The following is a 12741-nucleotide window of genomic DNA, read 5'->3' as shown; positions in this document are numbered from 1 at the left end:
GATTTCAGAGCAGTGTAAAATGTTACTGATTTGAAGAAGGGAGAACTATTGAATGGCTAAAGATGATGTAATTGAAGTCGAAGGTACCGTTCTTGAAACGTTGCCAAATGCTATGTTCAAAGTAGAATTAGAGAATGGGCATGTCGTATTGGCTCACGTTTCTGGTAAAATCCGTATGAACTTCATTCGTATTTTACCAGGAGACAAAGTTACGGTAGAATTATCTCCGTACGATTTAAATCGTGGTCGTATTACGTACCGTTTTAAATAATATAGCACTCCGTAATCTTTAAGGAGGTTCGAGACATGAAAGTAAGACCGTCAGTTAAACCAATCTGCGAAAAATGTAAAGTTATTCGTAGACGTGGAAAAGTAATGGTTATTTGTGAAAACCCTAAACATAAACAAAAACAAGGTTAATCAGAAGGAGGTGCATTCGTAATGGCACGTATCGCAGGTGTAGATATTCCTCGAGACAAACGCGTTGTTATTTCTTTAACTTACGTATTCGGCATTGGTCGCACAACTGCTGAAAAAATTCTTGCTGAAGCAGGTATTTCTGAAGAAACACGAGTTCGTGATTTAACGGAAGACGAATTAGGACGTATCCGTGATATCATCGATCGTATTAAAGTTGAGGGAGACCTTCGTCGTGAAGTATCTCTTAACATCAAACGTCTAATGGAGATCGGTTCTTACCGTGGTCTTCGTCACCGTCGTGGTTTACCAGTTCGTGGTCAAAACTCTAAAAACAATGCTCGTACACGTAAAGGTCCACGTCGTACAGTAGCAAATAAAAAGAAATAATAAGTAAAGGAGGTTGAACTAACAATGGCACGTAAAACAAACACTCGTAAAAAACGTGTGAAAAAGAATATTGAAGCTGGTATAGCTCATATTCGTTCTACTTTCAACAACACAATCGTAACACTTACAGATACTCACGGTAACGCACTTTCTTGGTCTAGTGCTGGTGCACTTGGTTTCCGTGGATCTCGTAAATCTACTCCATTCGCTGCGCAAATGGCTGCTGAAACTGCTGCTAAAGCTGCAATGGAACACGGTTTAAAAACTTTAGAGGTTACTGTTAAAGGTCCTGGTGCTGGTCGTGAAGCTGCAATTCGTGCTCTTCAAGCTGCAGGTCTAGAAGTAACAGCAATTAGAGATGTTACTCCAGTTCCTCATAATGGATGTCGTCCACCAAAACGTCGTCGTGTGTAATTTTTCTGTATAGAATTTTCCCTTTTGTCTATAATGGATATGATGCATTATCGAGAAATTTCGTACAGAAACATCGCTTGTTGTGCACAATCGGGAACTGCCTAAGGGGGACTTTCGGTTAGACAGGGGTTATACCTTTGTTTAACCGGGGTTTCGACGTTTTGAAGGAGGGTTTAGTTAATGATTGAAATCGAAAAGCCGAAAATCGAAACGGTTGAACTTAACGAAGATGCTAAATATGGTAAATTCGTAATTGAACCGCTTGAGCGTGGATATGGTACTACTTTGGGTAACTCCTTACGTCGTATTCTTTTATCCTCACTCCCTGGTGCCGCTGTTACTGCTATCCAAATCGATGGCGTATTACATGAATTTTCAACAGTTGAGGGCGTAGTAGAAGACGTTACGACGATCATCTTAAACTTGAAAAAGTTAGCTCTTAAAATCTACTCTGAAGAAGAGAAGACGTTGGAAATTGATGTACAGGGCGAAGGTATTGTCACAGCTGCTGATATTACTCACGATAGTGATGTAGAAATCTTAAATCCAGATTTACACATTGCAACGTTAGCAAAAGATGCGCATTTCCGCGTGCGTTTAACTGCAAAGCGTGGCCGTGGGTATACGCCAGCTGATGCAAATAAAAGCGAAGATCAACCAATAGGAGTAATTCCTATTGATTCTATTTATACTCCAGTATCACGTGTGACTTACCAAGTGGAAAAGACACGTGTCGGACAAGTGGCTAATTATGATAAGCTTACGCTTGATGTATGGACGGATGGAAGCATCGGGCCAAAAGAAGCTATCTCTTTAGGTGCCAAAATCTTAACTGAGCATTTAAATATCTTTGTTGGTTTAACTGATGAAGCACAAAATGCTGAGATTATGGTCGAGAAGGAAGAAGATCAAAAAGAGAAAGTTCTTGAGATGACTATCGAAGAACTAGACCTTTCTGTTCGTTCTTATAATTGCCTAAAACGTGCAGGAATTAATACTGTACAAGAGCTTGCGAACAAAACAGAAGAAGATATGATGAAAGTTCGTAACTTAGGACGTAAATCCTTAGAAGAAGTTAAACATAAACTTGAGGAATTAGGTTTAGGTTTACGTAAAGACGACTGAGGATTTAAACCCATCAACAAAGGAGGGAACTACGAATGGCATACAGAAAATTAGGCCGTACAAGTGCGCAACGTAAAGCTATGTTACGTGATTTAGCTACTGATTTAATTATCAACGAGCGCATCCAAACGACAGAAACTCGTGCAAAAGAACTTCGTTCTGTAGTGGAAAAAATGATCACTTTAGGTAAACGCGGAGATCTTCATGCTCGTCGTCAAGCAGCAGCTTTCATTCGCAATGAAGTAGCTAACGCTGAGACTGGTCAAGATGCACTTCAAAAACTATTCGCTGATGTAGCTCCACGCTATGCTGAGCGCCAAGGCGGATACACTCGTATTGCAAAAATTGGTCCACGTCGCGGAGACGCAGCACCAATGGTAATTATCGAGTTAGTATAATGATAATTAAAAGGGCAGGACAGTTCTTTTCAAGAAACTGGTCATGGCCCTTTTTTTTAAATATAAAAATAGGCTAACTTGGCGAAGGAAAGGGTGCCTTCTATTGAAAAAAGAGAAACTTCGGATAGAAAATATATCATTTCAATATCCTGGGGCAGCCACTTATGCATTAAAAGATGTTTCATTTTCCTTATATGAGGGAGAATGGGTATCTATTATTGGACAAAACGGTTCAGGAAAGTCTACACTTGCAAAATTATTGAATGGTTTGTTTTTGCCAGAAGCAGGGACTATTACAGTAAATGATACAATGGTTTTATTAGAGGAAACGGTATGGGATGTTCGAAAACAAATTGGAATGGTATTTCAAAATCCAGATAATCAATTTGTTGGAACGACAGTGCAAGATGATGTTGTATTTGGCTTGGAGAATATCGGAATGCCAAGAGAACAAATGATTGAAAGATTAGAACAGGCCTTGCAACTTGTCCGTATGGAAGATTTTCTTAATGATGAGCCTCATTCCTTATCTGGTGGGCAAAAGCAGCGAGTGGCAATAGCAGGCGTTTTAGCACTTCAACCATCTATTTTAATATTAGATGAAGCAACGTCAATGTTAGACCCTCAAGGGAGACGTGAAGTAGTAGAAACGGTTAGACAACTTGTTACTCAAAAAGGTATTACCGTGTTATCAATTACGCACGATTTAGAAGAAGCGGCACAGTCAGATCGTGTCATTATTTTAAATAAGGGAGAAATATTAGAGGAAGGGACTCCAGAAAAAATTTTCAAATCCTCTCATATGCTCCAAGAAATTGGCTTAGATGTACCGTTTTCGGTGAAAATAGCAGAATTATTAAAAAGAAATGAAATTCTCTTGCAAAATACGCATCTTACAATGGAAAGCTTGGTGAACGAACTTTGGAGATTACATTCCAAAAAGTAGAACATCGTTATCAATATAAAACTCCATTTGAAAGACGCGCACTTTATGATGTAGACGTGTCGTTTCCAAGTGGGGGCTATTATGCCATTATCGGTCATACTGGTTCAGGAAAGTCGACGATGATTCAACATTTAAATGGTTTATTGCAGCCGACAAATGGTACAGTTCAAATTGGTGAACATTTGATTTCGGCAGGAAAGAAAGAAAAAAAGCTAAAGCCACTACGTAAAAAAGTAGGGGTTGTCTTTCAATTTCCAGAACATCAGTTGTTTGAAGAGACTGTGGAGAAAGATATTTGTTTCGGCCCTACTAATTTTGGAGTATCTGTAGACGAAGCAAGGCAAAAGGCTAGAAAGGCAATTGAACTTGTAGGGCTAGAACCAGAACTGTTAACACGTTCTCCGTTCGAATTAAGTGGTGGACAAATGAGACGTGTTGCTATAGCGGGTGTACTGGCAATGGAACCTGAAGTGCTTGTATTAGATGAACCTACAGCAGGACTAGATCCAAAAGGGCAGAACGAACTTATGGAGATGTTTTATAAGCTGCACAAGGAGAAGGGTCTTACAGTCATCCTTGTAACGCATAATATGGAGGATGCTGCTCAGTATGCGGAGCAGATTGTAGTTATGCATAAAGGAACGGTCTTTTTGCAAGGAAGTGCAGAGGAAGTATTTTCACATGCTGATGAACTAGAGAAAATTGGTGTGGATCTTCCTATGTCATTAAAGTATAAACGTGCAATTGAAGAGAAGTTTGGTATTTCAATTCCAAAGGCTACCTTATCTTTAGAGGATCTTACTCATGAAGTTGTGCAGGTGTTACGAAAAGGTGGTCATGAATCATGCAGCAGTTGATTATTGGGAGATATATCCCGGGGAATTCACTTATTCATCAACTTGATCCACGTACGAAGCTGCTGATTGTCTTTTTATATGTATTTGTTGTTTTCTTAGCAAATAATGCGATTTCATATGGATTTTTATTTTTATATGCACTCATTGCTTTATTTTTTGCAAAAGTGCCGATTCGTTATGTACTTTCGGGCTTAAAACCAATTTTATGGATTTTTCTTTTTACATTTTTCCTGCATATTTTTACAAATAAAGAGGGGGATGTACTATTCCAGCTTGGTTGGTTTTCGATATATGAAAAAGGATTAGAGCAAGGGATATACATTTCTGTACGATTCTTCGTTATTATTTTAATGACGACATTATTAACGTTAACGACGACACCTATTGAAATTACAGATGGTTTGGAGACGTTATTAAAGCCGTTGAAGCGTATAAAGGTTCCTGTTCATGAAATCGCATTAATGATGTCAATTTCTCTTCGTTTTATCCCGACATTAATGGATGAAACGAGTAAAATAATGAAAGCACAAGCGTCACGTGGTATTGATTTTGCCGGGGGACCGATAAAAGATAGAATGAAAGCTATTATTTCACTGCTCGTTCCTCTGTTTATCAGTGCTTTTAAGCGTGCAGAGGACTTAGCCATTGCGATGGAAGCTCGTGGATATCAAAGTGGTGAAGGACGTACTAAATTTAGGCAACTACGCTGGAAAACAAGCGATACAGTAACGATTGTCAGCTTATTTTGTTTAGCTTGTATTTTGGCATGGGTGCGATCGTAATGGAGAATAGAGAAATGGATAGAATAAAATGTACGGTTGCATATGATGGCATGCATTTTTGTGGTTATCAAATTCAGCCGAACCATCGTACTGTTCAACAGGAGATAGAAAAAGCATTGCAGAAATTGCATAAGGGAGAACTTGTTCGTGTTCAGGCATCTGGTAGAACAGATTCTACAGTTCATGCAAAAGGACAAGTAATACACTTTGATACTCCTTTGTCTCTTGAAGAATGGCAATGGAGTAATGCTTTAAACACAATGTTGCCAGATGATATTGTTATTAGGCAAGTAGAGAAAAAAACAGAAGAATTTCATGCACGTTACGGTGTTGAGAAAAAAGAATATCGTTATCGTGTATTATTATCAAAGACTGCGGATGTATTCCGTAGAAATTACGTATATCAATATCCATACCCGCTCGAAATCAACTATATAAGAAAAGCAATTCCTTATTTTATTGGAACGCATGATTTTACTTCTTTTTGTTCGGCAAAAACTGACAAAAAAGATAAAGTGCGAACAATTTATGAAATCGAGTTAATTGAACAAGATGATGAAATAATTTTTCGTTTTGTAGGTAATGGATTTTTATATAATATGGTCAGAATTATTGTTGGTACGTTACTTAGCGTAGGGCAAGGAAAGCTTGATCCTGATAGCATTCCAGAGATTTTAGCGAAACAAAATCGTCAGTTTGCTGGAAAGATGGCTCCAGGTCATGGGCTTTACTTGTGGGAGGTAAACTATAACAACTAATCCTGGTGTAACATTTGCTTGACATTAGAAACTCAAAAGTATATCATAACATATGGTATTGTTTCTAAAACCACGATTAGCCCCGGAAGGAAATCGTGTTTAAGATAAACAATAGATTTTTTCTATGGAAAAGATAACGAGGAGGGAAACACATGCGTACGACTTTTATGGCAAAAGCTAACGAAGTTGAGCGTAAATGGTATGTGGTTGATGCTGAAGGTCAAACTTTAGGTCGCCTTGCTAGTGAAGTAGCATCCATTTTACGTGGTAAAAACAAACCTACATTTACACCACACGTTGACACGGGTGATCATGTAATTATTATTAACGCTGAGAAAATTCATTTAACAGGTAATAAATTAAACGATAAAATTTACTACCGTCACACTAACCACCCAGGTGGACTTAAGCAAAGAACAGCTCTTGAAATGCGTACAAACTACCCTGTACAAATGTTAGAGCTTGCAATTAAAGGCATGCTTCCAAAAGGACGCTTAGGCCGTCAAGTTTCTAAGAAACTTAACGTGTATGCTGGAGCAGAGCATCCACACCAAGCACAAAAACCAGAAGTTTACGAACTTCGCGGATAATTAATTAAAGGAGGGCTTACTTTGGCACAGGTTCAATACTATGGCACTGGACGTCGTAAGAGTTCAGTAGCGCGCGTACGCCTAGTTCCAGGCGAAGGACGCGTTATTATTAACGGTCGTGATTTTGAAAACTATATCCCATTTGCTGCATTACGTGAAGTAGTGAAACAACCTCTAGTTGCAACAGAAACTTTAGGTAACTACGATGTACTTGTAAACGTAAATGGTGGTGGATACACTGGTCAAGCTGGTGCTATTCGTCACGGTATTTCTCGCGCTTTATTAAAAGCTGATCCAGAATACCGTCTAACACTAAAACGTGCAGGTCTATTAACTCGTGACGCACGTATGAAAGAGCGTAAAAAATACGGTCTTAAAGGCGCACGTCGTGCACCTCAGTTCTCAAAACGTTAATTTTTGCGAACTACAAACCCCAACCATTTTGGTTGGGGTTTTTTATGTTTCATTCCTCTTTTGCAATTTTTATAGCTTGGAATATTTTAGTGCTACCGCCGCGCGTATGCTTCTTCTTTAGAAGTTTAGACTAATACGTATTAGGGAGGTTTATAAGTACTATGAATGTCATTGTCAGCTTACAAGAAAAACAAAAAGAAAAGCAGTTAAAATACGAGCGGAAGATGTTGCGGGAATTATCATTAAAAACATTGCGTTCAAATATTCGTGATGCCTTTCAAATGCAAGAGCTTCATCGTCAGTATGAAGATTACTGTATTGAATTAGGGATAGAATCTTATTTATTAGGAGCGAGATACAGTAAATTTGGTTATTATGGTGAATCGTTTTTTGATGTGAAATATAGAGCTTTAGAAGAAGAACAACAATTAACTGAAACGCTATTTCAATTTTTAACGAGTATGACTATGCGAGAAATAAAGTTGAAAGATGAGGAATTACTTTTTGAATCTTGTCAGCAGTTTATAGGATTGTGGTGGCAAGAAGGGTATGAAAAAGGTGAAAGAAGATATCGATTAAAGCTTCATTAAGACAAGCATAAACTTTCCTCTTGTCCCATATAAGTAATTAGAGGGACTAGCTGGAGGAGGAAAGGTATGAAGAGAATTCGAATTATCTCTTTTGCACTCGCTGCGGTTGTATTGTTTTTTTTAGTCAAGCAAGAATTTCAAATTACAAAATCGTGGCGAGCTTGGAATTTACCCTTATCAGGGAAAGTAATTGTATTAGATGCTGGGCATGGTGGACCAGATGGAGGGGCTGTTGGTGGAAAGGATATTATAGAAAAGGATATTACGCTTGAAATTACAAAAAAGGTACAAGACTATTTACAAGAACAAGGTGCACTAGTTATTTTAACGCGTGAGGGAGATTATGATTTAGCTAACAAAGATACAAAGTCATATAGTAGACGTAAAGCAGAGGATTTAAAAAAACGTGTAGAAATCATCAATAAACCTGATGTAGACTTTTTTGCAAGTATTCATTTAAATGCTTTAACTAGTAGTGGATCGAAAGGCGCACAAACGTTCTATTACCGCTCTTCGATTGAAAATGAACGTGCTGCAAAATTTATACAGGCTGAATTGAGAACAAGTTTAGAGAACACGAATCGTTCTGCTAAGACAATTTCGCATGTGTATTTATTAAAGTATTCTAAAACACCAGGTGCTTTAATTGAAGCCGGCTTTTTATCGAATGTGAACGAAAGGTATATGTTAAATTCGGAGAAATATCAGCAAAAGGTAGCAGCTGCAATATACCGTGGTATATTACGTTATTTCACGGAAAAAGGAAATCCTCCAGAATAAGGAGGATTTTTTTGAGCTTCTCTCGTTAACGAAGTTTTCGGAAAATATGTTATACTGGAAATGTAAACGCATTTATTTCAAGAATACGCAGAGATAAATTCAATTAACATTACGTTATTTTTCATACAGGGGGCTGGGCTAATTATGGTAACGAAAGAGCAAGTGGTTGAAGCGTTAGAAGGGATTGTAGATCCGTTTTTACATAAAACATTAAAAGAAACAAGTGCAATTAAAGAGGTAACAGTCAAGCCAGAGAAGGAACATGTGAGTGTTAAAATTGCAATCGTAAAAACCGGTACAGCGGAACAAATGCAGTTGCAGTCTGGAATTGTAAAGTTAGTAAAAGAACTTGGGGCAGCAACAGTTGGACTTCGTTTTGCAGAATTTACAGAAGAGGAATTAGCTCAGTTTGCACCGGAACAAGAAGAAGAGCAAAGTGAATCTTTATTGTCACCTAATTCAAAAACAACATTCTTAGCAGTAGCGAGTGGAAAAGGTGGCGTGGGAAAATCAACTGTTTCCGTTAACCTTGCAGTTGCTTTAGCTCGTTTAGGAAAAAAAGTTGGTATTATTGATGCGGACATTTACGGTTTTAGTGTGCCAGACATGATGGGGATAGAAAAACGTCCTATCGTAAGAGGTGACAAGATAATTCCGGTGGAACGTTTAGGTGTAAAGGTAATCTCAATGGGCTTCTTTGTAGAGGATAATGCACCAGTTATTTGGAGAGGACCTATGCTTGGGAAAATGTTAAACCACTTCTTCACAGAAGTAGAATGGGGCGATTTAGATTATTTAGTACTAGATTTGCCACCAGGCACAGGTGATGTTGCGTTAGATGTGCACTCAATGTTGCCATCTTGCAAAGAGATTATTGTAACGACGCCTCATCCAACAGCTGCGTTTGTAGCAGCGCGTGCTGGAGCGATGGCATTGCGCACTGAACATAGTATTCTTGGTGTTGTTGAGAATATGGCATATTTTGAAAGTAAGGTAACTGGTGAGAAAGAATATGTATTTGGAAAAGGCGGGGGAGATAAGTTAGCTACCGAATTACAAACGAATGTTCTTGGTCGTATTCCACTGCAACAACCCGATTGGAATAAAGAAGACTTTGCTCCTTCAGTATATGAAGATACACATACAACGGGCATTATTTATAGTAAAATAGCTGAAACAGTAATTGATAAAACAGCTGTTACACAAAAATAAAGTGAAACTTTAATCAGTGGGGTTCACCTGTTACTGACAACAATAAGGCTTTTGTTGCTAGTAAACCTTTCGTTTAATTAGAGGGGTCCATTTTGTCTGTTAATAGCAAGATAAAGTAATAACGAGTGGACAATATATAAATTGTCCACTCGTTATTATAGTTATTATTTTTTACTGTTCTTCCTTCTTTTCGCCTTGAGAACCACCGTCACCGCCTGCTTCTTTCTTACCAGATCCGCCTTTTTCAGCTTTTTGCACACCTTTACTAATGATATCAATCATCTTGGCTTGGAAGAGTGGACTTTCAGCAGTTTCTGTTAGTACTTGTTGTAGATATTGACGGTATTCTTTACTCTTCATTGTTTGTAACATCATTTTTTCTACTTCAGGATTTTTCATAATTTCTATAACGCCTGCTTGGTATTCAGGGTCTTTTAATAAGGTTTTCATTAATTGAGTTTGTTCTTTCCCCATACTTTTAGCAAATTTTGATGAGAACTCAGGATCTTTAAAGAGCTTTTCCCAGAATTGTTGCCCTTTATCGGATACCATGGCATCTTCAATCGTTTTCTTTACTACTGTTTCATCTAGTATGAGTGCTTGTTTCATTTTTTCATCAGTTAATACATCTTGAATAGCTTTCTTACCTTGATCTGTTTTTAAAATATCAACAATCATTTTCTTTGTTTGATCGTAATCTAGTTCGGATTTCGTTTCTTTTCCTTGTGCGCATGCTGCAAGTGCGATAAGTAGAAAAGAAGAAACGAAAATGAATAGCATCCGTTTCATAAGTTGGAACTCCTTTCAGCACAGTTCTCTCTTTTTAATATAAATATCTTTAAGGAATTTATACATGAACATGGCTAGCTTTTTGAAATTGTCATTGATACAATTTAATTAGAAATATAAGGATAATGGGGGATGTGTTGTGAATAGCCGCAAGTGGGTACGACTATTTTTAACGACGTTGTTTCTTGGTGGGATTAGCACAGTTATTATTGGTTTTGTTTTGGAGTGGGACAAGTACAATAAATTTTTTCAAAATTTCGACGGTAAGGAGATTTTAGCAGTATCTTTCTGGCTGATGGGTGTAGGATTTATTTTTAGTGTTATAAGTCAAATGGGATTCTTTGCATATTTAACAATCCACCGTTTTGGACTAGGGATGTTTCGCTCATCTTCTTTATGGAATGCAGTCCAGCTCTTCTTTATTGCATTCGTATTATTTGATTTTGTGTATTTAAGATCTGTACTTATTGCAAATGGGGAAGTCTCGTTAGGGAATAATATACTTGTTGCTGGAATGTTATTTGTGTTTGGAGCAATTGTTGCTTATGTAAAAAGTAAAGAAACAAATAAAAAAGCATTTGTGCCAGCTCTGTTCTTTATGGTTGTTGTAACGATCCTTGAATGGGTACCGGCGCTTCGGATTAATGATACAGATTGGTTATATTTAATGGTTATACCGCTATTGTTATGTAATGCATATCAATTACTTGTATTACATCGTTTAATCGGAAAAACAAGTAAATCAGCTTAATAGAGAGGTTTTATACAACATCAGTTATAATGTTGTAAATGGTATGATTAAAAAAGCTCTACCACCTTCTTGAAAGGTAGTAGAGCTTTTTATGCGTGAAGAGTAGTAGGGAAGAAGCTACTTCACATCTTCACTTTTCGTACTTGTGTTGGAAATAAGTTGTGAAACGGATATTTGCTCATATCCATCACTTTTTATTTTTTGCAGGAGCAGCGGTAAAGCTCTATTTGTTTGAAGAGCAGAATCGGATGCGTGTAATAACACGATATCTCCACCTTTCAAATTATTAGAGACAGTGGAAACGATGTTATTTACACCTGGGTTTTTCCAATCGTTTGAATTATTACTCCAATGCACGACGGTGTATCCAAGTGATTCTGCGATTTTAAGGGTTGCTTTGTTAAATTCGCCACTAGGTGGACGTAACAGCTTGACTTGTTTTACACCAAGTTTCGTAAAAGCATCTTGTGCTCGTAAAAGGTCTCGTCTTATTTCATTTGTCTCTAGAGAAGTATAGGATGTGTAATTGTACCCCATACTACCGATTTCGTGTCCATCTTTCATGATTCGCTCTACAATATCGGGGTGTCTTTCGGCCCATGCAGCAGAAAGGAAGAAGGTTGCATTCTTAATTTCTTTTTCTTTAAGAGTATCTAGGATTGGAATTGCTTTTTTGTCTCCCCAACTAATATCAAACGTAAATGCAACTTGCTTTTTAGCGGTGTCTCCTTTGTAAATTACTTTAGGGCCTGTAGCAGTTGAAAAAGCAGATTCATGTGAATATGTTTTTAAAAAGAGTAGCCATGCTGTAAATAAGGACAGTATCACTATTAAGCTAATGTGTTTAAAATTTCTCTTACTCGTAATAAAAAAGAAAAACATAATATTACGCCCCTTTGTCCAATCCTTTTCAGTTACATATATGCTGGAAATATAAAAAAGAGAACAAAGGATTAATATCGTAAGTAGTGGATATAATGGATGATAGGATTGTGATAATTGAAAATGAGCGGAACGTTTATTGTTGCGTAAGGAATTATTGAGGTGATTGTTTGCTTGGGCTGATGTTGACAAAAGAAGAGAGAAAAGAAATGGAATACATATTGAAGAGAGAATTAGAGGAACTTTTATTTGATTTTGAAGATGAGCGTATTCATGAAGTTGTAAAAAAAGCTATGGAAGAAAGATATAAAATCATTTTCTGTTTATTCCGGAGAGTAGCTAACACAGAAGAATGTATTCGTTATGTAAGAAAAAGAATTTTTTATTAAAAAGTGTTGACGTTAATAGTTTGTATATGTTAAATTAATAACCGTCGCTGATGCGGAAACGCAGAAAACGACAAAAAGAAATTGAAAAACTTAGTTGACATTAACTAACGAAGATGTTAACATAAGGAAGTCGCAAATGAGCGACCAAGTAGTTCTTTGAAAACTGAACGAAACAAACAACGTGAAACGTCAATTTTTATTTTAGATGCTAGACAAACTAACTTTATTGGAGAGTTTGATCCTGGCTCAGGATGAAC

General features: G+C 37.3%; 19 protein-coding genes. 17 read left to right on the top strand and 2 right to left on the bottom strand.

Annotation, left to right across the window (positions count from 1 at the left end):
- Positions 1-52: 52 nt before the first annotated feature.
- The 15 genes from infA to ACTFN4_RS28550 all read left to right on the top strand — a co-directional run bounded on the left by infA (position 53) and on the right by ACTFN4_RS28550 (position 9673).
- Positions 53-271, top strand: a complete 219-nt coding sequence (gene infA, locus ACTFN4_RS28620) for a translation initiation factor IF-1 (RefSeq protein WP_001029884.1) — start codon at positions 53-55, stop codon at positions 269-271.
- A 35-nt stretch (positions 272-306) separates the two neighbouring features.
- Positions 307-420: a 50S ribosomal protein L36 gene (gene rpmJ, locus ACTFN4_RS28615; protein ID WP_000868344.1), complete on the top strand. Its 114-nt coding sequence runs from the start codon at positions 307-309 to the stop codon at positions 418-420.
- 21 nt (positions 421-441) lie between these two features.
- On the top strand, positions 442-807 hold the full coding sequence (gene rpsM / locus ACTFN4_RS28610) for a 30S ribosomal protein S13 (protein ID WP_000090788.1): 366 nt from the start codon (positions 442-444) through the stop codon (positions 805-807).
- Between the two features lie 24 nt (positions 808-831).
- Entirely contained in the window at positions 832-1221 is a 390-nt protein-coding gene (gene rpsK, locus ACTFN4_RS28605) for a 30S ribosomal protein S11 (RefSeq protein ID WP_000101798.1), read from the top strand.
- 180 nt (positions 1222-1401) lie between these two features.
- Positions 1402-2346, top strand: coding sequence for a DNA-directed RNA polymerase subunit alpha (locus tag ACTFN4_RS28600; RefSeq protein ID WP_000569643.1), 945 nt, complete (start codon positions 1402-1404; stop codon positions 2344-2346).
- Positions 2347-2381: 35 nt separating this feature from the next.
- On the top strand, positions 2382-2744 hold the full coding sequence (gene rplQ / locus ACTFN4_RS28595; RefSeq protein WP_000331490.1) for a 50S ribosomal protein L17: 363 nt from the start codon (positions 2382-2384) through the stop codon (positions 2742-2744).
- 103 nt (positions 2745-2847) lie between these two features.
- Complete coding sequence (locus tag ACTFN4_RS28590) at positions 2848-3690, top strand: energy-coupling factor ABC transporter ATP-binding protein (protein ID WP_324656254.1); 843 nt, start codon at positions 2848-2850, stop codon at positions 3688-3690.
- Positions 3666-4547, top strand: a complete 882-nt coding sequence (locus ACTFN4_RS28585; RefSeq protein ID WP_000406535.1) for an energy-coupling factor ABC transporter ATP-binding protein — start codon at positions 3666-3668, stop codon at positions 4545-4547. The genes ACTFN4_RS28590 and ACTFN4_RS28585 overlap by 25 nt, the downstream gene beginning before the upstream one ends.
- Entirely contained in the window at positions 4535-5329 is a 795-nt protein-coding gene (locus ACTFN4_RS28580) for an energy-coupling factor transporter transmembrane component T family protein (RefSeq protein WP_001186526.1), read from the top strand. The genes ACTFN4_RS28585 and ACTFN4_RS28580 overlap by 13 nt, the downstream gene beginning before the upstream one ends.
- A 14-nt stretch (positions 5330-5343) precedes the next feature.
- Positions 5344-6087 (top strand): tRNA pseudouridine(38-40) synthase TruA, encoded by a 744-nt coding sequence (gene truA / locus ACTFN4_RS28575; protein ID WP_025687200.1) that lies wholly within the window; start codon positions 5344-5346, stop codon positions 6085-6087.
- Positions 6088-6239: 152 nt separating this feature from the next.
- Positions 6240-6677 (top strand): 50S ribosomal protein L13, encoded by a 438-nt coding sequence (rplM, locus tag ACTFN4_RS28570; protein WP_001260793.1) that lies wholly within the window; start codon positions 6240-6242, stop codon positions 6675-6677.
- A gap of 21 nt (positions 6678-6698) precedes the next feature.
- Positions 6699-7091: a 30S ribosomal protein S9 gene (rpsI, locus tag ACTFN4_RS28565; RefSeq protein WP_000079986.1), complete on the top strand. Its 393-nt coding sequence runs from the start codon at positions 6699-6701 to the stop codon at positions 7089-7091.
- Positions 7092-7252: 161 nt separating this feature from the next.
- A complete protein-coding gene (locus ACTFN4_RS28560; protein ID WP_001101005.1) occupies positions 7253-7681 on the top strand; it encodes a DUF2521 family protein in 429 nt (142 codons plus the stop codon).
- A 66-nt stretch (positions 7682-7747) separates the two neighbouring features.
- Positions 7748-8461 carry an N-acetylmuramoyl-L-alanine amidase CwlD gene (gene cwlD / locus ACTFN4_RS28555; protein ID WP_000822439.1) on the top strand — a complete coding sequence of 238 codons (714 nt, stop codon included), beginning with the start codon at positions 7748-7750 and terminating at the stop codon, positions 8459-8461.
- 144 nt (positions 8462-8605) lie between these two features.
- The gene (locus ACTFN4_RS28550) at positions 8606-9673 is read left to right on the top strand and encodes an Mrp/NBP35 family ATP-binding protein (protein ID WP_000256628.1); all 1068 of its coding nucleotides are present in this window, start codon (positions 8606-8608) and stop codon (positions 9671-9673) included.
- 171 nt (positions 9674-9844) lie between these two features.
- Here ACTFN4_RS28550 and gerD read toward each other — a convergent pair whose 3' ends face one another.
- A complete protein-coding gene (gene gerD / locus ACTFN4_RS28545) occupies positions 9845-10462 on the bottom strand; it encodes a spore germination lipoprotein GerD (RefSeq protein ID WP_000827295.1) in 618 nt (205 codons plus the stop codon).
- Positions 10463-10601: 139 nt separating this feature from the next.
- On the opposite strand from gerD, the gene kbaA reads away from it, so the two are divergent.
- Complete coding sequence (gene kbaA, locus ACTFN4_RS28540; RefSeq protein WP_001088527.1) at positions 10602-11213, top strand: KinB signaling pathway activation protein KbaA; 612 nt, start codon at positions 10602-10604, stop codon at positions 11211-11213.
- 117 nt (positions 11214-11330) lie between these two features.
- On the opposite strand, the gene pdaB is transcribed toward kbaA, so the two are convergent.
- Positions 11331-12095 (bottom strand): polysaccharide deacetylase family sporulation protein PdaB, encoded by a 765-nt coding sequence (gene pdaB / locus ACTFN4_RS28535; protein WP_439963188.1) that lies wholly within the window; start codon positions 12093-12095, stop codon positions 11331-11333.
- 170 nt (positions 12096-12265) lie between these two features.
- Between pdaB and ACTFN4_RS28530 the strand changes: the two genes are divergently transcribed.
- Positions 12266-12484 (top strand): hypothetical protein, encoded by a 219-nt coding sequence (locus tag ACTFN4_RS28530; protein WP_000901147.1) that lies wholly within the window; start codon positions 12266-12268, stop codon positions 12482-12484.
- The last annotated feature ends 257 nt before the right edge of the window (positions 12485-12741 follow it).

The organism is Bacillus cereus group sp. MYBK95-2 (genome assembly GCF_051915225.1).
Classification (GTDB): Bacteria; Bacillota; Bacilli; order Bacillales; family Bacillaceae_G; genus Bacillus_A; species Bacillus_A cereus.
Note: the sequence above shows the minus strand (reverse complement) of the source record. Positions and strands in the feature narration are given on the sequence as shown.